This window comes from Marinobacter sp. B-12, assembly GCF_056857915.1.
The window spans coordinates 1-20,305 of record NZ_JBSXOB010000043.1; the positions used below are offsets into that span (position 1 = coordinate 1).

General features: G+C 57.1%; 15 protein-coding genes. 9 read left to right on the plus strand and 6 right to left on the minus strand.

Annotated features, from left to right (window positions below; translation table 11 throughout):
- The 3 genes from AC13D2_RS06470 to AC13D2_RS06480 form a co-directional block, all read left to right on the plus strand.
- On the plus strand, nucleotides 1–792 hold a 792-nt coding region (locus AC13D2_RS06470), incomplete at its 5' end, for a bacteriophage T4 gp5 trimerisation domain-containing protein (protein WP_482938362.1).
- Nucleotides 789–4,121: a toxin VasX gene (locus tag AC13D2_RS06475; protein WP_300498608.1), complete on the plus strand. Its 3,333-nt coding sequence runs from the start codon at nucleotides 789–791 to the stop codon at nucleotides 4,119–4,121. The genes AC13D2_RS06470 and AC13D2_RS06475, both read left to right, overlap by 4 nt.
- Nucleotides 4,118–5,203 carry a hypothetical protein gene (locus AC13D2_RS06480; protein WP_300498610.1) on the plus strand — a complete coding sequence of 362 codons (1,086 nt, stop codon included), beginning with the start codon at nucleotides 4,118–4,120 and terminating at the stop codon, nucleotides 5,201–5,203. The genes AC13D2_RS06475 and AC13D2_RS06480 overlap by 4 nt, the downstream gene beginning before the upstream one ends.
- A gap of 31 nt (nucleotides 5,204–5,234) precedes the next feature.
- Here the strand turns inward: AC13D2_RS06480 and metE are convergent, their stop codons facing one another.
- Nucleotides 5,235–7,508, minus strand: coding sequence for a 5-methyltetrahydropteroyltriglutamate--homocysteine S-methyltransferase (gene metE / locus AC13D2_RS06485; RefSeq protein WP_482938363.1), 2,274 nt, complete (start codon nucleotides 7,506–7,508; stop codon nucleotides 5,235–5,237).
- Between the two features lie 111 nt (nucleotides 7,509–7,619).
- On the opposite strand from metE, the gene AC13D2_RS06490 reads away from it, so the two are divergent.
- From AC13D2_RS06490 to AC13D2_RS06500, 3 genes are all read left to right on the plus strand, one after another.
- A complete protein-coding gene (locus AC13D2_RS06490) occupies nucleotides 7,620–8,516 on the plus strand; it encodes a LysR family transcriptional regulator (RefSeq protein ID WP_286811230.1) in 897 nt (298 codons plus the stop codon).
- Nucleotides 8,517–8,609: 93 nt separating this feature from the next.
- Nucleotides 8,610–9,002 (plus strand): glycine cleavage system protein GcvH, encoded by a 393-nt coding sequence (gene gcvH / locus AC13D2_RS06495; protein WP_273065729.1) that lies wholly within the window; start codon nucleotides 8,610–8,612, stop codon nucleotides 9,000–9,002.
- 196 nt (nucleotides 9,003–9,198) lie between these two features.
- The gene (locus tag AC13D2_RS06500) at nucleotides 9,199–10,395 is read left to right on the plus strand and encodes a class I SAM-dependent rRNA methyltransferase (RefSeq protein WP_273065731.1); all 1,197 of its coding nucleotides are present in this window, start codon (nucleotides 9,199–9,201) and stop codon (nucleotides 10,393–10,395) included.
- Between the two features lie 124 nt (nucleotides 10,396–10,519).
- Here the strand turns inward: AC13D2_RS06500 and AC13D2_RS06505 are convergent, their stop codons facing one another.
- Nucleotides 10,520–11,176 (minus strand): histidinol-phosphatase, encoded by a 657-nt coding sequence (locus AC13D2_RS06505; protein ID WP_482938364.1) that lies wholly within the window; start codon nucleotides 11,174–11,176, stop codon nucleotides 10,520–10,522.
- A 174-nt stretch (nucleotides 11,177–11,350) separates the two neighbouring features.
- Here AC13D2_RS06505 and AC13D2_RS06510 point away from each other — a divergent pair, with 174 nt between their 5' ends.
- From AC13D2_RS06510 to AC13D2_RS06520, 3 genes are all read left to right on the plus strand, one after another.
- On the plus strand, nucleotides 11,351–11,881 hold the full coding sequence (locus AC13D2_RS06510) for an RNA pyrophosphohydrolase (RefSeq protein WP_091643469.1): 531 nt from the start codon (nucleotides 11,351–11,353) through the stop codon (nucleotides 11,879–11,881).
- Nucleotides 11,882–11,896: 15 nt separating this feature from the next.
- Complete coding sequence (gene ptsP / locus AC13D2_RS06515) at nucleotides 11,897–14,203, plus strand: phosphoenolpyruvate--protein phosphotransferase (RefSeq protein ID WP_286811233.1); 2,307 nt, start codon at nucleotides 11,897–11,899, stop codon at nucleotides 14,201–14,203.
- A gap of 97 nt (nucleotides 14,204–14,300) precedes the next feature.
- Nucleotides 14,301–15,545 (plus strand): patatin-like phospholipase family protein, encoded by a 1,245-nt coding sequence (locus tag AC13D2_RS06520; protein WP_286811234.1) that lies wholly within the window; start codon nucleotides 14,301–14,303, stop codon nucleotides 15,543–15,545.
- Nucleotides 15,546–15,638: 93 nt separating this feature from the next.
- Here AC13D2_RS06520 and hslU read toward each other — a convergent pair whose 3' ends face one another.
- The 4 genes from hslU to argS form a co-directional block, all read right to left on the minus strand.
- A complete protein-coding gene (gene hslU, locus AC13D2_RS06525) occupies nucleotides 15,639–16,967 on the minus strand; it encodes an ATP-dependent protease ATPase subunit HslU (protein ID WP_085681601.1) in 1,329 nt (442 codons plus the stop codon).
- A gap of 12 nt (nucleotides 16,968–16,979) precedes the next feature.
- The gene (gene hslV, locus AC13D2_RS06530; protein WP_007154624.1) at nucleotides 16,980–17,510 is read right to left on the minus strand and encodes an ATP-dependent protease subunit HslV; all 531 of its coding nucleotides are present in this window, start codon (nucleotides 17,508–17,510) and stop codon (nucleotides 16,980–16,982) included.
- A gap of 97 nt (nucleotides 17,511–17,607) precedes the next feature.
- On the minus strand, nucleotides 17,608–18,240 hold the full coding sequence (locus AC13D2_RS06535) for an SPOR domain-containing protein (protein ID WP_286811235.1): 633 nt from the start codon (nucleotides 18,238–18,240) through the stop codon (nucleotides 17,608–17,610).
- A 55-nt stretch (nucleotides 18,241–18,295) separates the two neighbouring features.
- On the minus strand, nucleotides 18,296–19,981 hold the full coding sequence (gene argS, locus AC13D2_RS06540; RefSeq protein WP_286811236.1) for an arginine--tRNA ligase: 1,686 nt from the start codon (nucleotides 19,979–19,981) through the stop codon (nucleotides 18,296–18,298).
- Nucleotides 19,982–20,305 lie beyond the last annotated feature (324 nt).

Below are 20,305 nucleotides of genomic sequence, written 5' to 3' on the forward strand. Positions count from 1 at the left end.
AGAACCACCCTCAAGACCCAGACCCACAAGGGCGAGGGCAGCAACGAACTGCGATTCGAGGACGAAGCGGACAAGGAACAGATCTACGTCCACGCCCAGAAAGACCTGGACCTGCTGACGGAAAACAACCGCACCGAAGTCATCAAAAATGACAGCCACCTGACCGTGGACAACCACCGAAAGGCCCACATCAAGGGCAATGACCACGCCACCGTGGACGGCGAGAAGCGGGAATCCATCGGCGGTGATTACAGCCTCACCGTCAACGGCAGCCACCACAGCAAACAGGGCAAGGGCCAGCTCATCGAAGCCGGCAGCGAAATCCACCACAAGGCCGGCATGAAAATCGTCATCGAAGCGGGTGCGGAAGTGACCCTCAAGGCTGGGGGGAGTTTTGTGAAGGTGGATCCCAGCGGTGTGACGGTTTCAGGACCCATGGTGAAGATGAATTCCGGGGGTGGGCCTGGGAGCGGTAGTGGCGTTGGGGCACAAATGCCTGAAAAGCCCGACCTCATCGAGCCAGTGGTAGGTGCCAATGTGACGCAGGATTCGTTAGCCGAAACCGGCACACGAATCAATGCTAAGCCAGGTAGTGTTGCTGGAGCCAAGACTAAGTCCGGGGGCAGCAACGGGCCTACACCTTTCAGCGCTTCTCCGACGCAATCCGATGGTGTCTTAGAGGAAACCCCTGTTGTCAACGAATCTGGCCGGCTGGTCGACGTTCGTGGTCGGGGAACCGACGATGAAACAGTGAAAAGCGCATTGGCACCCGGTAAGGAGGGCACGGTATGAATCAACCCCTGAACCTCAAACGTGAGCCTCTCGATAAAACGGTCCGCCTGAGGGCGGAAAATGACAAGGGCGAGCCTGCGGGGATGGCGCTTGCCATCCCCACTCAAGACGGCGGCTCCTTCATGGTGCCCGTTCTGGACGACTGGCAATCCACGGAAGAAAAGCCGGAAGGTGAATTGGGCAATACCTTGATGAGTGTTTGCCCTGTTGCTGAAATTCATAGCAAACGCCCCATTGAGTCCGGTGGCGTAACGGTCTTCGGTGGCCGCGCGGTGTCCCTTATGCGCCCGGGTTACCTCTATGTATTCAGGGGCCAGACACTTTGGCGCGAATTCGAGATTGGTCCGGAAGGCACTCTCAGCGAAGTCGATCTCGTGACCGCGCGCCAGAATAAGGCCTCCGCCCGTTTGGCGGCGGGTAAACCAGCGACCGATTTTCTGGTGCCAGTATTGCTGCAGAATCGATTTGAACTGACGGACTGCCGCATTGCCTATAGTGAAATCCAGTGGCCATGGTCCTATATTGAAAAGCTGGAAAACGCGCCAGCCGTTCTGGAGAAGAAGGCCCTGTCCATCGCGCCTGCCTGGGCCGCAGCCGTCGACGATAGCCTAAATTTTGACAGCGGTTTTCCGGCTTCAACCATCACATCGGTATCCAAGTTGCGCCCCAGGGATCTGGGCATTGAACTGATGCTCAGGGACCCTTCCGGATTTACGCCCGAGTTTCGGGTGCCGGGCAGTGGTGAGTTGATTTCCCGAGTCGTTGAACGATGGAAGCGGATTCCTACGGATGACGAGGATCCGGGTAGGGAACTGCCGGATCTGGATTTGCAGGCCGAGGCCGCAGAGGACGCATTGGTCGGTGCCCGGGAGCACAGCGCCATCGTATGCGTGGCCATCCCCGACCCGCTGTTTCGCCTACGTCATGCCCTGGCTCAATTGCACCTGGCCCTTCATTACCTCGATGCGATTGACCTGTCGCTTAAAGATCAACCGTTGATTCACTCCGCCACGCTAATCCGCCAGGCCTTGTTCGATCCGCAGGTTTCAGCCTCCAGCGATCAAGTCGAAACCCTGCGAGCGGCGGTGGACCGGGAGAAACTCAACAAGACTCTGGACCATCCCGAGCGCCGGAAGGTGCTCGGAGAAATCGCTGCCCACCTGGAAACCCTGGAAACATTGGTCAACAGCGGCGACTTTGAAACCGTCTGTGATGACTACCTTAACCACGACGGGTTGGGGCCATGCGAAGCTTTTGCGCTACAGGCGGATCTGCTCAACCTGGCACAACAACTCCCCGGCGTGTTGAATGCCCATGGCCTGGAATCACCGGGCATCTTGTCACGGCTGCTCAAGCAGGGCCTGGGAAAGAACACCCTCATCAATGCCCTGGCTGACAGTGAAAACCCAGCCAACGACCTTCATCCCATGCTGGCGCAGCTCAAGGAACTGGCGAGGGACCAGAACACGCTGACAGAGGCGCAGCTGACCGGGGCGGGCCTGTCGTCTGTCAGTGCACTGGCCCAGCAACTGGCGCAGCAGGAGGGTGGGTCCAATGCAGAGAATGGCGCATCATCGGTTCCCAGCAGCGCGCCAGGCACGGCGGCGAGCATGGTGAACACCGCCGTGGGTGGCTGGAGCGCAGCCATACTCAAGGTAGTGGACAACCTGCGCCAGAGCGACGACTTGGCGGCCATCAAACTCAACCGAGTGTTCGCTTCCGTCAAACAAGCCGCTGACATTGCCGATCCTGGCCTGGATGGCGAGCTACAGGTGATGTATCGGGACGAGGTAGACCTGACCCGATACAGCATCGTCGGTGTTCATGGGGAAGGCCTCTCCTTCGGCCTGACCGATGAAGACCGCAGAAGCGAGGCCCTGACCAGGCGCAACGACTACCTGTTCGCCGACAGAACCGACGCCGCTGGCCAGCGGGTCGCCTCCACCAGCCCCAGCCGGCTGGCCGATGAAGGCGCGGAAACAATGGTGAAAGCCGCCGCCCATGCCTGGGTGTTTGTGCTGCCCATCGACCACCCCGAAGCCCGGAAATTCAGTGCATTAAAGATTGATTGGGCGAACAAGGCCAGAGCGTTCGTCGATGGGCCGGGGTTGTCCAGGGTGTTGGTGGGGTTGGCTGCTTTTAATTTTGCTTCCGAAATTTGGACTGCGAGACAAATAGAAACTGGAAAGGTTCTCAAAGTTTCGGGGGCCTTGTTGGACTTGTCGGCAGCGTTGATGAAACTTCATGTTGTTAGCTCCCCGGCGGGGAGTCGGTTAGCACCGAAGATAATATTAAGACCACTGTTTGAGGTGAAGGCTGTTCCGCTGATTGGACCGATTATCCAGAAACGTCTTTTGGAGGTTGGGGCAGGTACCATTGTCCGAACAATGGGGCTAGTGAACTTCGTCGCTGGTGTGTTTATGGTAGGCGCTAGCGCCTGGGATTACCGAAACAGTGTTAGTCGCGGGGATTTGGATGCTGCATTTGGTCACGGACTTGCTGTTGCCGGCGGTAGTGTCTTTCTCGTATCCCCCCTGTTAAGCGGATTGCTGGCGATACCTGGCTGGGGTTGGGCGCTGCTAGGGTTGGGGGTTGTGCTCGGCGGTAGCATTTTTGCGGCGTTTTCTACCGATAGTGAGATAGAGCGGGTGCTGAAGCAAGGGCCACTCGGTGTAGGGCCAGACCACAAGGGCCTTCCAGCGAAGGACTCCGCGTATTTCCCTCAGTTGCTAAGTCAGTTCTCGCCGGTCACAGTATCCGTGAATCGTTACGGTGACTTGAACAGTCAAGAACAGGCAATGTTTTCAAACCACACACCCTCATCAGACGACTATCGGATAACGGTCAGTTCGCCGCTTATCAGCCGTTTCAAACTGGGCCAGCGAATACAGGATAGGGCTGCGGATGCAGAGCCCGCACTGAGGCTGGGCGTTCAGGAACTGGAGTATACTGTCAGTACACTGAATACCCCGACGGGCCTGGTTGATGAATACAATCTAACCGGGAAAAGACAACTGAAACGGGTGGCTGCTTATGTGCCTGAGCCAGGTGCCAATGCTGTGCATTTTCTGGTCGAACAGCACTTAACCGGTGGCGAAACCCATGGGTTTGGTCTGAGTCAAAGACGCTACATCACGTTAAGAGTAGTGTTGCAGGCCAGTGTCGAAAGCGAAATGGGCGCGTTTAGGCTCCCCATGCCGGTTCTTGATACTTACGAACCGTTTGACACTGCTAGTCACGGCGAACTGCCTGATAAGAAGCGGAACGCCTTAAACCCGTTTGAAAATGAGCCGGTGCCCTACTGGATCGTAAAAGAGGTAGATGTGTGAGTGAAAAACACCGCCTAACCGAGCAGGGCGATACTGGTTTTCGGGCCGATCAAGTTCCGAATCTACCAGAATCTGAGACCAGCAGAAAACGGCTCGGTGAAGATCCGCAGCCGGTGGGTGATTACGCTGGCATCGCCCCCTATTACCGGACGTGTGAGGATGCAGCGGCAGTCCAGTATCAGGATCAGAACATCGTTGAGTCTGAGGATGGGTGGTGGAATCACCAGCAGATTCGCTTTGTAAGTGGAAAAGCCTTTGTCGGCATTTCGGCTCTACTGTTGCTAATACCTTATGCTTGGGGCACTGCGGTCCTAGGGGGGGGCGAGATGTTGGCTGTCTACTACTCATTTCTTTTGACGTCGGAGTCGCCCCGTATTGTTCAGCTTTTCGTTGTTCTCGTCGCGGGTCTCGGTTGGATAGCTCTCTCGATCTACATCCTCATAAAAACCATGCCCTGGGTCACGGGCGGCTTCGCCCTTTTGCTGCGCCCATTTGACAAACTGCTAGGTAAACTCCTGGACCGCGGACTGGAAGCAGGCGAGAGCGCCTTCAGCCGTGCCACGGGTGAGGTCAGCTTCGCCCTCCCGAGGGGTAAGAAACTGACCGCACCCTTCGAGGAGTTCGATGCCTATGTGGAACGCGTGATTCAGCATGGCGGTATCTTCTATCGCCTGATATTTGTTCACCGCTACACTGGCAAGCAGTTCACTCAGACGTCCTTAAGCCGGATTGAGCCAACAAAAGAAGAAGTCATGGCTCTATGGGATATGCTGCAGAGGTACATGGATGCATCCCAGCCGCTGCCGGATATGCCGAGGCTGGAACCCTTCCGCCACCTGGACCCCGTCACCGCCGAACACGATCAGCAAACCGGCCGTGATCCCCGTTTCTGGCGTGACCTGGATCTGGAAGTCTGGAAGCAGGGTGAGGGGGCCGAGTGGTTGAAGCGCCAGACTGAGTACCCCTGGAACAAACGCACCTGCAAACTCACACCGCAGATCGGCAAAATCTCAATGGAGGCCTACAGGGCTAAGATGACATCCTCAAGTGACCTCGGAGAGCTCAAAGAGTTTGCAGGATGAGGCCGAGGCATGAGCCTCTGCCTCAGAATACCTAAGCCTCCCGCAACTCCCGAGCCGCAGCCACCATCCCCTTGAGCGCCGGAATCACCTCCTCCCAGGACCGGGTTTTCAGCCCGCAGTCCGGGTTGATCCACAGCCGCTCGGCGGGGATCCGCTCTGCAGCCTTGTTCATCAGCGACACGATCTGCTCGGTACCCGGCACGTTGGGTGAGTGAATGTCGTAAACGCCGGGGCCGATGTCGTTGGGGTACTGGAAGCCCTTGAAAGCATCCAGCAGCTCCATGTCAGACCGCGAGGTTTCGATGGTGATGACATCGGCGTCCATGCGGGCGATGGCTTCGATGATGTCGTTGAATTCCGAATAACACATATGGGTGTGTATCTGAGTGTCGTCCTTCACGCCGTTGGACGTAATCCGGAAGGCTTCGATGGCCCAGTCCAGGTAGGTCTGCCAATCGCTCTGGCGCAGGGGCAGGCCTTCTCGAAGGGCGGCTTCGTCGATCTGAATGATGTTCACGCCAGCCTGTTCCAGGTCCAGTACTTCCTCACGGATGGCCAGTGCCAGTTGCAGGCAGGTGTCTTTCCGGGGCTGGTCGTCGCGCACGAAGGACCAGTTCAGGATGGTGACCGGGCCGGTGAGCATGCCCTTCAGAGGCTTGTCTGTCAGCGACTGGGCGTAGCGGATCCATTCCACGGTCATGGCTTTGGGCCGGGAGATATCGCCGAACAGGATGGGTGGTTTCACGCAGCGGGAACCGTAGGACTGTACCCAGCCGAAGCGGCTGAACACGTAGCCTTCCAGTTGCTCGCCGAAGTACTCCACCATGTCGTTGCGTTCCGCCTCACCGTGCACCAGCACGTCCAGTCCCAATTGTTCCTGTTCCCCAACGCAGTGGCGGATTTCCGCGCGGATTCGCTCGTGATATTCCTCGGGTGCGAGCTCACCCTTACGAAACTTGAGCCGTGTTTGGCGGATATCCTTGGTCTGGGGGAACGAGCCGATAGTGGTTGTGGGGTAGCGCGGCAGCTTCAGGTGGCTTGCCTGGATCGCCGAGCGCTGCTGGTAGCTGCTCTTGCGCTGACCCAGCTCAGGCGTGATCGCCGCGACCGCCTCGCGAACCTGTGGGTCCGTCACGCGGGTTGAGTTCCTGCGGCTGAGTGTGGCGTCTGCATTGCTCTTCAGTTCCCGGGTCACCGCATCCTGGCCATCGGTAAGTGCCGTGGCCAACAACTGCAGTTCTTCCAGTTTTTGCCGCGCAAAGGCCAGCCAGGAGCGTATTTCCGGGTCCATGGTGGTTTCGTTGTTCAGGTCCACCGGCACATGGAGAAGTGAGCAGGATGGCGCTATCCACAGCCGTTCTTGCAGCTTCTGGTAGACCGGTTCGAGCCAGTCGAGGGTTGCCTGCAGGTCTGTCTTCCAGATATTGCGGCCGTCAATCACGCCCAGTGAGAGTACCTTGTGCCCCGGCAGCCAGTCAGTCACGCGGGATACTTCGTCACGGGCGTTTGTCGCATCCAGGTGCAGGCCGGCAACCGGTAGTTCGCAGGCCAGTTGCAGGTTTTCCCGCAGTTGGCCGAAATAGGTGGCCAACAGCAGTTTTACCGGGCTGGTCTTGAGGTTGTGGTAAGCCAGGTTCAGGGCGTGCCGCCAGTCGCCTCCCAATTCTGTGACCAGGATTGGCTCGTCAACCTGCACCCACTCTGCGCCATTGTCGGCAAGAAGCTTCAACAGCTCCGCATAGACCGGCAGTAAGTCCTCCAGCAGGCTGAGCCGGTCTGTGTTGTCCTTGGATTTGCCAAGCCAGAGATAGGTGACAGGGCCGATGATAATCGGCTTGGCGTTAACGCCCGCAGCTTTGGCTTCGGCCAGTTGTTCCAGTAAACGCGATGGATTCAGGGTGAACTGTGTATCCGCGCCAAACTCCGGGACAATATAGTGATAGTTGGTGTCGAACCATTTGGTCATTTCTCCGGCATGCACGCCACAGCAATCGTCGTCCGCCGGAGAGCGGCCACGGGCAATGCGGAAGTAGCGGTCCAGTTCGTGGTCATCGGCCTTGCCTGAGCGCTTGGGCAGGTTGCCAAGTGTGGAGCTCATGTCCAGTACGTGGTCGTAGAGCGAGAAGTCCCCGACCGGCGCCAAGGTGAGTGGTCGCTGGTTCTGCCAAATGCTGGCGCGCAGCCCGGTGGCGGTTTGCTGCAGGCTGTTTTCGTTCAGTTCGCCCTTCCAGTAGCCCTCAAGGGCAAACTTGAGTTCGCGACGTTCGCCAATCCTGGGAAAGCCCAGGTTATGGGTGGTTACCATGATGAATCTCCTGTCGTCATTCAGTCAGGTCATCAAGGCTAGCGATGATCTGCCATGAAAAATAATGGTAAAATCTCATGAATCCATGATTTTTTTTCAAAAGGCTGGCCAATGATTGAGCGCAACCACCTGGAGATTGTCCGGGAAGTGGATCGGAGCGGCTCACTGACTGCGGCGGCGGACGCCCTGTGTCTGACCCAGTCTGCCCTCAGCCATGCCATGAAGAAGCTGGAGAAACAATTGGGGACGCCGGTGTGGGTGCGTGAAGGCCGTAAACTTCGGCCAACCCAGTCAGGGTTGTATCTGTTGTCACTGGCGAACCGTTTGTTGCCGCAGTTTGAGCACGCGGAGGAATTGGTAGGCCAGATTGCCCGGGGCCAACGGGGCAGCCTGCGAATTGGTATGGAATGTCATCCCTGTTACCAGTGGCTACTCAAGGTGGTTGGGCCGTATCTTGAGCAATGGCCAGGCGTGGATGTGGATGTGAAACAACGTTTCCAGTTTGGTGGCATTGGTGCTTTGTTCGGTTATGACATCGATGTGCTGGTGACGCCGGACCCGTTGCACCGCAAGGGGCTCGTGTACGAGCCGGTATTTGATTACGAGCAGGTATTAGTAGTGCCGAGCAATCACTCACTGGCCTCCAGGCCATGGGCAGAGCCGTCGGATCTGGAGAGTGAGACCCTGATTACCTATCCGGTGGATGCCGAGCGGCTGGACATTTATACCCGGTTTCTGGTGCCGGCCCACAGCAGCCCGGCCCGGCATAAGACCATCGAAACCACGGACATTATGCTGCAAATGGTCGCGGCAGGGCGGGGTGTCTCGGCACTTCCCCGTTGGCTGGTGGAGGAGTACGCCCATCAGATGCCGATCAGCCCGGTACGGCTTGGTCGAGAGGGTATTGATAAGCAGATTTTCCTGGGCCTCCGTGAGCGGGATGTGGACGTGGCCTATCTTCAGTCGTTCATGGAGATGGCTCGGGAGACAACCTGGGGGCTGGTTTGAAGCTGGAATGGGTCGCAACTTTGGTTGAGATGTTCGCGGGGGCGTCGTTCTTCGGTTAAAATGCGCGAAATTATTCATCGGGGATATCTGACCATGAGCGAAACACCCGCAGACCTGAAATACATTGAGACGCATCAGTGGGTGCGTGTAGCCGATGATGGCACTGCAACTGTCGGAATCACTGATTTTGCCCAGGATCAGTTGGGCGATATCGTTTTTATTGGTGTTCCGGATGTGGGAGCAACGGTGACCGGTGCTGAAGAGGCAGGGGTTGCTGAGTCGGTGAAGTCGGCGTCGGATGTGTTCAGTCCGGTGACCGGTGAGGTGATTGAGGTCAATGAGAGCCTTGAGGATGAGCCTGAGAAGGTGAATGAGGATCCTTATGGCGATGGCTGGTTGTTCCGTGTGCGGTTGGCGGATGCCGGTGAGCTGGATGGCCTGATGGATGCGGCGGCTTATGCGGAGCATGTTGCTGCCGAGGAGTAGGACTTCTAGTGTCCGGAGCATGGATTAAGCTGGGCAGGCTTTCCAAAACACGCCTCGAGACGTCCCTGTGCGGCTTGGGCTCCGCCATCCATGGCTCCGCACAGTTTTGGAAAGCCTGCCCAGCTTAATCCCCGGACCTGTGTGCTGGACTCGTTTCGAAAAGCCTTCCTTTTGTTTTTTCTTCAGGCGGTTATTTATGAATTTTCCGGTTTTATACCTCCGCAAAGGCGCCGAGCGCAGGCTCAGGGCTGGCCATCTTTGGGTCTACAGCAATGAAGTGGATACCCGTCGTTCTCCGCTGACGGAGTTTGAGGCCGGTGCCCAGGCTGAGCTGCGTGCGGCCAACGATAAGCCCATGGGAACGGTGTTTGTGAACCCGCATGCGCTGATCTGCGGCCGTTTGATCAGCCGGAATGCCGCCCATGGCATGACGCCGCAAAGGCTTACTGAGCGGGTTGAGACGGCGCTGGCGCTGCGGGAGCGGTTGTTTGACAAGCCGTTTTATCGCTGGGTGTTTGGTGACAGTGATGGGCTTTCCGGGCTGGTGATTGACCGGTTTGATGATGTTGTAGTGGTTCAGATTTCCACGGCCGGTATGGAGCAGATGAAGGAGTCGATTGTTCGTGCGGTTCAGAGGTTGGCGCATCCGCGGGCGATTATCCTCAAGAACGACGGCAAGATGCGGAAGGTGGAGGGGCTGGATACCTACGTTGAGCAGGCCCATGGCCCGGAGATTGATCTCCTGCCGGTTGAGGAAAATGGCGTGCGCTTTGAAGTCCCCATGGAGGGAGGGCAGAAAACGGGGTGGTTCTATGATCACCGCATGAACCGGCAGCGCCTTCAGGCCTATGCGCCGGGCAAGCGCGTGCTGGATGTGTTCAGCTATGTGGGTGGCTGGGGGATCCAGGCTGCCTGTGCCGGGGCGACGCAGGTGACCTGTGTGGACAGTTCCGCTGGTGCCATCGATTCTGTTCATCACAATGCGAAGATCAATGGCCTTGATAACATCGAGACGATCGAGGGTGATGCCTTCGACGCTTTGAAGGCCCTGTGCGATGAGAAGGAAAAGTTCGACATCGTCGTGCTGGACCCGCCGGCACTGATTCCTCGTCGGCGCGACCAGAAGGCCGGGGAAGAGGCTTATGCGCGCCTGAACCAGTTGGGACTCCGGTTGCTTGGTCGGGATGGACTACTGGTGTCGGCTTCCTGCTCCATGCACCTGTCCCAGGAAAAACTGACGGATATTATTCGCGGCAGTGGCCGTAAGATCGACCGATTTGTTCAGTTATTGGAGCAAGGCCATCAAGCGCCGGATCATCCGGTAGTGCCGGGGATTCCGGAGACCGATTATATTAAAAGCTGTTTTGTTCGGTCATTGACTGGGTTTCTTTGAGGCCGGGATTCTGGATTTCACTGCGATCTATTGGGCTTCCGAGAATGAAACTCAGAAGTAGCGGATTCACAGCGTATCCCGGGCACTCCCTCCCTGGGGCCTTCCCGGGCACATAGGCATATAGTTACCCGCGAAGGCTCATGACTTTCCAGCCGCTCTCTTTCGCAATTTTTTCAAGTGTGGGGTCCGGATCGACTGCGACCGGGTTGTCGACTTTGCGAAGCAATGGGGCGTCGTTATGGGAGTCACTATAGAACCAGGCGCCCTCAAGACTTTCTCCAGTTGATTCGAGCCAGTCATTCAGGCGGGTTACCTTCCCGTCCTGAAAGCTGGGAATACCTGCAACCTCTCCCGTATAACGCCCATTGACTATCTCTGGCTCAGTGGCAATCAGATGGTCAATGTCCAGCAGTTCAGCCACCGGCTCGGTTACGAACCGGTTGGTTGCAGTGATGATCATCAGCGTGTGGCCTTCGGCCCGGTGGCTATCCAGCAATGCCTTGGCCTTGACAAGCATCATTGGCTGGATTTTTTTCGCCACAAACTGTTTGCGCCAGGTCAGCAGCTGTTCCGTGTCATGCCGTGCAAGAGGCTGAAGGGCAAAGCTCAGGTAGCGCATGATGTCCATCTCGCCGTTCAAATACTCCTCATAGAAGCGGTCATTCGCCTGCCGGTATTCTTCTGCATCCACAATAGACTCTTCCACGAGGAATTCACCCCAGGCATGGTCGCTGTCTCCGGCGAGCAGGGTGTTATCGAGATCAAAAATCGCAAGCGTCAATTTGTTTACCTCCAGCAGGAACAACGGCCATTACAGGCGCGACAGTTTACCATGACATGCCGCAGTCGGCTCCGTTTGCCGAAGCCTTGGGATTCTGTAAGAATGAGAGCAACTTGGATAAATCCGGCCGGTGAATTTTTAATCCGGCCAACCGACTTTTAAGAGGACTGTGCCGTGATCGATTCGGACGGTTTCAGACCCAACGTCGGAATCATTCTGGCCAATCACAGGGGGGAAGTCCTCTGGGCAAGGCGAATAGGGCAGGACTCCTGGCAGTTCCCTCAAGGTGGTATCAAGCACGACGAATCACCAGAGGAGGCTCTCTACAGGGAGCTGGCGGAGGAAATAGGTCTCGGTACAGGCGATGTGGAAATCATCAGTTGTACCCGTGGCTGGCTGAGATACCGCCTCCCTCGCAGGATGGTGCGGCACAATTCGCACCCGGTCTGCGTGGGACAAAAACAGAAATGGTTCCTGCTGAGGATGCTTTCGCCGGATGCGCAGGTGCGCGTAGACGGCACGGACTCGCCGGAATTCGACGGCTGGCAGTGGGTTAGCTACTGGTACCCGCTTGGGCAGGTCGTCTCGTTCAAACGCGAGGTCTATCGACGTGCGCTGCGAGAGCTCGCGCCGCGGCTGTTTTATGACATGGAACAGTGGCGCCAGAGCGAGCCTTCCCGACGCGCGAAGGACACACAGAAATGACGGATTGAACCCGCCATGCTGAGCATACTGCGAAGTCTTGTACAAGAGGTAAACAGTGCCCGCGATTTGCAGGAGGCGCTGGATGTCATTGTTTCGCGGGTGCAGAAAGCCATGGATACCGAGGTTTGCTCGGTATATCTGCTTGATCCAGCCACAAATCGCTACATATTGATGGCGACAGAAGGCTTGTACCAGCAAGCAGTAGGGCAGGTCAGCCTGGCTTATTCCGAGGGCCTGATTGGTCTGGTTGGCTCCCGGGAGGAGCCTATCAACCTTGAAGATGCTCCGTCCCATCCCCGCTATCGTTACTTCCCTGAGACCGGCGAAGAGCGTTTTCGCTCATTCCTGGGTGTTCCCATCATTCACCATCGCCGGGTTCTTGGCGTTCTTGTTGTTCAGCAACGGGAAAGTTCGCGCTGCTTTGACGAGGGTGAAGAAGCCTTCCTGGTAACCGTTTCGGCCCAATTGGCAGGTGTTATCGCCCACAGCGAGGCAACGGGCGCCATCAGCGGTCTTTCCCTGACCGGTGAAGAAGCGACTGATGTCAGTTTCAGTGGTGTGCCTGGTGCGCCGGGCGTTGCCATTGGCAAGGGCGTGGTGGTGTACCCGGCCGCCGACCTGGACGTTGTGCCTGAGAAACCCACCGATGATGTTGAGCTGGAACTGTCGCTGTTTGAAGGCGCGGTGACAGCGGTTCGGGAAGACATTGAGCGGGTAGCGGCCCGGCTTGCTTCCCAGCTTCGCCCGGAAGAGCAGGCTCTGTTCGATGTCTATTTGCGTATGCTGGGTGATGACGCAATGCCGGGTGAGGTGGGCAACCGGATCAAGGAGGGTTTCTGGGCCCAGGGCGCATTGAAGCAGGTGGTTCAGCAGTACGTTCGCCACTTTGAAATGATGGACGACCACTACCTGCAGGAACGGGCTGTGGACATCCGCGACCTCGGCCGCCGTTTGTTGTCCCACTTACAGGAAGGTGAGCAGAAAGACACGGTCTATCCTGAGAACACAGTCCTTGTCAGTGAAGAGCTGACACCGGCCATGCTCGGAGAGGTGCCCAAGGGGCAACTGGTCGGTTTGGTGTCGGTTAAGGGCTCCAGCAACTCCCACGTTGCCATCCTGGCGCGTGCCATGGGTGTGCCCACCGTCATGGGGCTGGTAGATATTCCGGTCAACCAACTGGATGGCAAGGACCTGATTGTTGATGGCTTTGAAGGGCAGATTTTCGCGTCACCCTCCATGGATCTGAGGAACTTCTACCAAGAAATCTGTGACGAGGAAGACGAGTTGGTCAAAGGGCTGGAAGCCCTGCGGGATCTGCCTTGCGAAACCACCGATAACCACCGGGTGTCGCTGCTGGTGAATACTGGTCTGATGACAGATGTGGTGCGTTCTTTGAGCCATGGTGCTGAAGGTATCGGTCTGTACCGAACCGAAGTGCCGTTCATGATCAAGGACCGATTCCCGTCGGAACAGGAACAACGCGAATATTACCGCGAGCAACTGGAAGCCTTTGCGCCGAACCCTGTCACCATGCGTACGCTGGACATCGGCGGCGATAAGGCGCTGACGTACTTCCCGATCCAGGAAGAGAACCCGTTTCTGGGCTGGCGCGGTATCCGGGTAACCCTGGATCATCCGGAGATATTCCTGGTTCAGGTGCGCGCGATGCTCAAGGCGAGTGAAGGCCTGAACAATCTGCAGATCATGCTGCCGATGATCAGCAATATTTCAGAAGTGGAAGAGTCTCTCCACCTTATTTACCGGGTTTATCATGAGGTCAGGGAGGAAGGTTACAACATCCATATGCCCAAGGTCGGGGTAATGGTGGAGATTCCGGCGGCGGTGTATCAGATTCGCGAACTGGCGGATCGCGTGGATTTCCTCTCTGTGGGTTCAAACGACCTCACCCAATACTTGCTGGCGGTGGATCGCAACAATCCCAGGGTCGCGCAGCTGTACCACTCCTATCATCCCGCCGTGCTTCAGGCGCTGGTGCGCGTGGCCCAGGACGCCCATGCGGTCGGCAAGCCCGTCGGTATCTGCGGTGAACTGGCGGGTGACCCTGGCGGCGCGCTGCTATTGATGGCGATGGGCTACGATTCCCTGTCCATGAATGCGGCCAGCCTGCCGAAGGTCAAGTCCGTTATCCGTAGCGTGAGCCGCGAGTGGTCTGCGCAATTGCTCGAGGATGTTCTGCTGCTGGATTCTCCCCACGTTATCAAAAGTTGTGTGGACTTGGCGTTGCGCAATGCCGGATTTGGTCGCTACCTGCGCCCGGGCAAGACCAGCGCCATTGCCCATGCCGAAAGGGCCCTTTCGTGAAGGTGTATAGCCAATTGGTCCTATATAGGGTGTGGACTCTAAAACTGGCTGCTAGTGTTAATTGCAATGGCCAACCGCACCCGCATGGGGATATCGAATGACGGCAACCACAACAGCGATTAAGCCCGAACCTCGCATCGGCCTTGCCCTTGGCGGCGGTGGCCCGTTGGGTGGTATCTACGAAATCGGGGCGTTGCGAGCACTGGATGAGGTGCTGGACGGTCTTGATTTTAATAATATTGATGTGTACGTGGGAGTGAACGCTGGCTCTTTTGTTGCGGCCAATCTGGCAAACCAGATGACCACGGCCCAGTTGTGCCGGATTTTTGTGCGCAATGAAGCGGAAGTACATCCCTTCCATCCGGAAGTGTTTTATCGCCCGGCGTTCCGGGAGTTAGGTAGTCGCCTGCTGGCGGTTCCGGGGCTGGTGACGACCGCTGTGAGGCGGTTTGTGAACAACCCTTATGACCAGAGTCTTTTGGAAGCACTGACTATCCTCGCGCAGGCCGCGCCTGCGGGTCTTTTTGACAACGAAGGCTTGCATGAATATTTGCAGCGGGCCTTCACCATGCTTGGCCGCACCAACGATTTCCGTCAGCTCAAGCGCAGTCTGTACATCGTTGCGGCGGATGTGGAAAGCACCGAGGCGGTTTGTTTCGGTGCCCCCGGTTTTGATCATGTACCCATATCAAAGGCGATTCAGGCGAGTACATCGTCTCCGGGTATCTATGTTCCGGTCACTATCGATGGGCGCTACTACGTGGATGGCACCCTGAGAAAGGGACTGCATGCGTCTGTGGCGTTTGAGGACGGTGCGGATCTGGTTTTTGCGGTCAACCCCCAGGTTCCCATTGATGCGAGCTCAGCTGTACGAGCCGGTACCATGGGGCCGGGGGAGCTGACCCGGTCAGGTATGCCAAACCTGCTGTCCCAGATGTTCCGCACCATGGTGTACTCCCGAATGCAGTCGGGCATTGCGCAGTACACCCGGGATTACCCGGAAAAGGATATCCTGCTGTTTGAGCCGACGCGTGACGATGCCAAGTTGTTCTTCTCCAATGTGTTCAGTTTCCAGTCCCGTCGAATGGTATGTGAGCATGCCTACCAGATGACGCGGCGCGATCTGCTGAACCGTGCGGACGAGCTGGAGCCGAAGCTTGCGAAGTACGGTATTCGTTTGCGTCGGGATCGCCTGGAAGATGAGCAGCGTACGATCAGTACCAGCCTGTACGGCGAGATGCTTCCCCTCTATGTGGCGAAAGGTCGCAAGAAACGGGCTCAGAAAGGAAAGCTGGCAACGGGCTTTGACAATGTGTCGGAGCTATTCAGCAAGGCGCTGTAGTGGGCGTGATTCAGCAATCTGGAGGGAGCTAGGAGGGCGCGCGAAGAACGCGCCCCCCAATCGGGTACATTCGGGCCTTCCAGCCCTTGCGGGTCACAGGATATAGCGGCTCAGGTCTTCGTCTTCAGCCAACTCACCCAGCTTCTCGTCCACAAACGCCGCGGTAACCTCGAAGCTGTCGGTAACCTGATCACCCGCCTCGTAAGACAGACTTTCCAGCAGTCGTTCCAGCACAGTATGCAGGCGTCTTGCACCGATATTTTCCGTGGTCTCGTTGACCTTGTACGCGACCTCGGCAATACGGGCGATGGCGTCCTCTGTGAAGGTCAGCTTGACGCCCTCGGTGTCCATCAGGGCTTCGTACTGTTGTACCAGAGAGGCGTCTGGCTCTGTGAGAATGCGCTTGAAGTCATCGGGGGTCAGTGCCTGCAGTTCAACGCGGATCGGCAGGCGGCCCTGTAATTCCGGGATCAGGTCAGACGGCTTCGACAGGTGAAACGCGCCGGACGCGATAAACAGGATGTGATCCGTTCGCACGGAACCATACTTGGTGCTGACGGTGCTGCCTTCAATCAGGGGCAGCAGATCCCGTTGTACACCTTCCCGTGATACGTCCGATGAGGTGTTCTCTGAGCGCTTGGCCACCTTGTCGATTTCGTCGATGAAGACGATGCCATTCTGCTCGACTGTCTGGATGGCTTTTTGCTTGATTTCCTCTTCGTTGACCAGCTTGGCGGCTTCCTCGTCGCGAACGTGCTTCATGGCGTCAGCGACCTTCATCTTGCGGGTCTTGCGCTTATCAGAGGACATGCTCGAGAACATGTTCTGTAGCTGGCTGGTCATCTCCTCCATGCCCGGAGGTGCCATGATTTCAACGCCGGCGCCGCTGTTGCGCAGGTCGATTTCGATTTCCTTGTCGTCCAGCTCGCCCTCACGCAGTTTCTTGCGGAACAGCTGGCGGGTGGAAGAGTCTTCGGTTTTCTGACTGTCTTCCTTGAAATCCCGGGGTGGCGGGATAAGGGCATCGAGAATACGTTCCTCGGCTGCATCCATGGCGCGATGCTCGTGGCGTTTCATTTCCTTCTCGCGCAGCATCTTGATGGCCATGTCCGCCAGATCACGGATAATGGACTCGACATCCCGGCCCACATAGCCCACTTCGGTAAACTTGGTCGCTTCCACTTTCAGGAAAGGGGCGTCTGCCAGTTTGGCGAGACGGCGTGCGATTTCAGTTTTGCCAACACCAGTGGGGCCGATCATGAGGATGTTTTTCGGTGTGATCTCCTCGCGCAGACCACTGTCCAACTGCATCCTGCGCCAGCGATTGCGCAGGGCGATGGCCACGGAACGCTTGGCCTCTTCCTGGCCCACGATGTGTTTGTTGAGCTCGTGGACAATCTCACGGGGGGTCATTGCAGACATGCTAGCTCCGGATCAGTCGTTGGCTGACAGCACTTCGAGGGTGCGATTGTGGTTGGTGTAGATGCAGATGTCGGCCGCTATATCCAGGCCTTTTTCCACAATCTCATTGGCTTTCAGGTCGGTGTTCTCCAGCAGGGCCCGCGCGGACGCTTGTGCAAACGGACCGCCGGAGCCGATCGCGATCAGCCCCTGTTCTGGTTCGATAACATCGCCGTTGCCAGTGATGATAAGCGATGCGGTTTTATCCGCGACGGCCAGCAAGGCTTCCAGGCGGCGAAGAGCCCTGTCTGTTCGCCAGTCTTTGGCCAGCTCGACAGCAGCGCGCGTAAGGTTGCCCTGGTGTTTCTCAAGCTGGGCTTCAAAGCGCTCGAACAAGGTGAATGCGTCGGCAGTACCACCTGCAAAACCGGCCAGCACCTTGTCGTTATAGAGTCGGCGAACCTTGCGGGCATTGCCCTTCATTACAGTATTGCCGAGGGAGACCTGGCCGTCGCCACCCATGGCCACTTCGTCGTCACGCCTGACAGAAAGTATGGTAGTCATTCTGGCTCCACTTGCCTGATAGAAAACAGTATTCAGCAGTTATGGAGGCGGGGGGGCGGTTTTCAAGGGTGGGAGGAAAGAGAGTCAGGAGGGCGGCTTAACCCTCCTTGGGAATCTTCCTGACCAGAGGCTGAATGTTGAGGTTGACCAGCTTGTCGATAGCCGCATTCATCTGGCTGCGAGAGGTGAAGGGGCCCACATTGACGCGGTACCAGATGCTTCCGCTGTCGAGGTCGATGCGTTTGACCTGGGCACGGAGGCCCTGGAACGCGATTTCGGCTCGCTGCCTCTCCGCATCTTGCTGTTGTCGGAAAGACCCCGTCTGCACCAGGTAATCAAACGTTTGCTGTCCGGGCCCTGGGGTATATTCCTCAACCTCGGGAGGAACCACCTCCGAGTCAGGAAGCATGTCGTAAAAGCGAAAGCCGGGTTTTTCTTTTGCGGCGGTTTCCGGAGGCTTTTCCTTTACCGCAGGCGTTTCGGCTGCTGTGGCTTTTTCATCCTGGCGAGGCTCGGATGTCGGAAGTGAGTTGAGATAGGCAATAAAGCCGATAAAACCACCCACGGCTGCCAGTGACAGGATCCACTTCAATGACAAGCCGCCCCGCTGTGACTTGGCTGCAGCAGGGCGTTTGGGGGGCTGCTTTTGCTTACGCACAGGCCTCGCGGATTTTTTTGATGTTGCCGGTTTGCTGGCCGGTCTGGATTTGCGGGCATAGTCTCGGGACATGGCCGGGTTAGTTCCTGTTGCGTGCCTGATTATTCAGATCATGAAGCCTGACTTGCTACATTTCGTCGGGAGCGCTTACGCCAAGCAGGTCAAGACCATTGGCGATCACCTGCCGGACCGCAAGATACAGGGAAACGCGAGCATCCCGGACAGCGGTATCCTCGATCAGAACTTTGTGGGCGTTGTAGTAGGTATGAAACTGACCAGCAAGATCCCTGAGATAGTGCGTCAGGTGATGTGGTTCTCTCAGTTTGGCTGAGCTTTCTATCAGCTCGGGGTACTTGGCTAGCTGATTAGCGAGATCCTTTTCCTCGTCGAGTGTCAGCAAGGACAGGTCGCCGACACATTCGTTCAGACCACGTTCAACCCCTTCTTCTTTCAGCTTTCTGAGCACGCTGCAAATACGTGCATGGGCATACTGAATGTAATAGACCGGATTTTCATTGGTCTGGGAGCGGGCCAGATCGATATCGAAGGTCAACTGGGAGTCGACTCTGCGGGCCGCAAGGAAGAAGCGGGTGGCATCGCGGCCCACTTCGTCGATCAGGTCGCGGACCGTCACGTAACTGCCCGCGCGCTTGGAAATCTTCACTTCCTGCCCAGACCGGGTCACCATCACCATCTGGTGAAGAACGTAATCCGGCCAGCCCTGGGGGATGTCAGCGTTCAGCGCTTGCAGACCGGCACGGACCCGCGTGACGGTAGAGTGGTGGTCGGCACCCTGCTCATTGATAACCGTGGTAAAGCCCCGCTGCCACTTGTCCAGGTGGTAGGCCACGTCTGGCAGGAAATAGGTGTAGCCGCCATCTTTCTTGCGCATCACGCGGTCTTTGTCATCACCGAATTCGGTGGTTTTCAGCCACATGGCGCCGTCGTGTTCGTAGGTATAGCCATTTTCCTGCAGGCGCTCGACAGCTTCCTCTACCTTGCCATCTTCATACAGCGAGGACTCAAGGAAGTACACGTCGAATTCCACGCCAAAGGCTTTCAGGTCGAGATCCTGCTCACGACGCAGGTAGGCTACGGCGAATTCCTGGATGGCTTGCTGATCGTCCGGATCGGCTTTAGCGGTGACTTCCCGGTCGTCCGCGGTAACGGTTTCGCCGGCGAGATAGGCGTTGGCCACATCGGTGATGTAGTCACCGCGGTAGCCATCGGCAGGCCAGTTTTCGTCTTCCGGTGTCAGCCCTTTCACTCGAGATTGCACTGAAAGCGCCAGGTTGTTGATCTGCGCGCCCGCATCGTTGTAGTAAAACTCGCGGGTGACTTGGTAACCATTGGCTTCCAGCAGGCGGCTCAGGCAGTCACCTATCGCTGCACCACGGCCGTGGCCCACGTGCAAGGGGCCGGTTGGGTTGGCAGAGACAAATTCCACCTGGACCTTCTTGCCTTCGCCGTTGTTGTTGCGGCCGTATTGCCCGGCGTCGTCGAGAATGGTGTTGACCACTTCAAAGGCGCTGGCAGTACTCATGAAAAAGTTGATAAATCCGGGGCCCGCAATTTCAACCTTCTCGACAGCGCTGCTGTTCGGTAGCCGTTCGACCAATGCTTCTGCCAGTTTTCGTGGCGGGCAACCGGCAGCCTTCGATGCCACCAGGGCAATATTGCAGGCGTAATCGCCATGGGATTTGTCCTTGGTGTTGCCTACCTGTGGTGTAAAGGTCTGATCTGCGGGCAGAGTGCCTTCAGATTGCAGGGTCGCCAGCGCAGACTGGAGAAGTTCGGATACGGTCTCTTTCATGCTGTCGGATGACTCGAGTTGCAAGAGAATGGAAGAACGGCGGCAAGCGTCCCGCCGGAGATGTCGAAGGACGCTATTATCGCGGAAAGGTGCGGGCGACTCAAATTACGCTGTTCGAGGCCAGTTGCGTTCCCCCGGGGGGGCGAAGGGCTCCCGATGCTACAGGGTGTTGTTGGTACTGCTTTAGTCTCCTTGGAAAGGAAGGATCACCGTATTATTGGCACTCATGAAGCTTATACGGAGGTTGATGCTGTCGTAGGAGCCCAAACCGTTATAGCGGCCATTGCGTTCGGACGGCGATGAGGTAGGTGTGGTCCCACAGTT

Excerpts from the sequence above, each read along its gene's own strand:
- AC13D2_RS06475 (WP_300498608.1), top strand. The coding sequence starts at position 789 with ATGAATCAACCCCTGAACCTCAAACGTGAGCCTCTCGATAAAACGGTC.
- metE (WP_482938363.1), bottom strand. The coding sequence starts at position 7,508 with ATGGTAACCACCCATAACCTGGGCTTTCCCAGGATTGGCGAACGTCGC.
- AC13D2_RS06490 (WP_286811230.1), top strand. The coding sequence starts at position 7,620 with ATGATTGAGCGCAACCACCTGGAGATTGTCCGGGAAGTGGATCGGAGC.
- gcvH (WP_273065729.1), top strand. The coding sequence starts at position 8,610 with ATGAGCGAAACACCCGCAGACCTGAAATACATTGAGACGCATCAGTGG.
- AC13D2_RS06500 (WP_273065731.1), top strand. The coding sequence starts at position 9,199 with ATGAATTTTCCGGTTTTATACCTCCGCAAAGGCGCCGAGCGCAGGCTC.
- ptsP (WP_286811233.1), top strand. The coding sequence starts at position 11,897 with ATGCTGAGCATACTGCGAAGTCTTGTACAAGAGGTAAACAGTGCCCGC.
- AC13D2_RS06520 (WP_286811234.1), top strand. The coding sequence starts at position 14,301 with ATGACGGCAACCACAACAGCGATTAAGCCCGAACCTCGCATCGGCCTT.
- hslU (WP_085681601.1), bottom strand. The coding sequence starts at position 16,967 with ATGTCTGCAATGACCCCCCGTGAGATTGTCCACGAGCTCAACAAACAC.
- hslV (WP_007154624.1), bottom strand. The coding sequence starts at position 17,510 with ATGACTACCATACTTTCTGTCAGGCGTGACGACGAAGTGGCCATGGGT.
- AC13D2_RS06535 (WP_286811235.1), bottom strand. The coding sequence starts at position 18,240 with ATGTCCCGAGACTATGCCCGCAAATCCAGACCGGCCAGCAAACCGGCA.
- argS (WP_286811236.1), bottom strand. The coding sequence starts at position 19,981 with ATGAAAGAGACCGTATCCGAACTTCTCCAGTCTGCGCTGGCGACCCTG.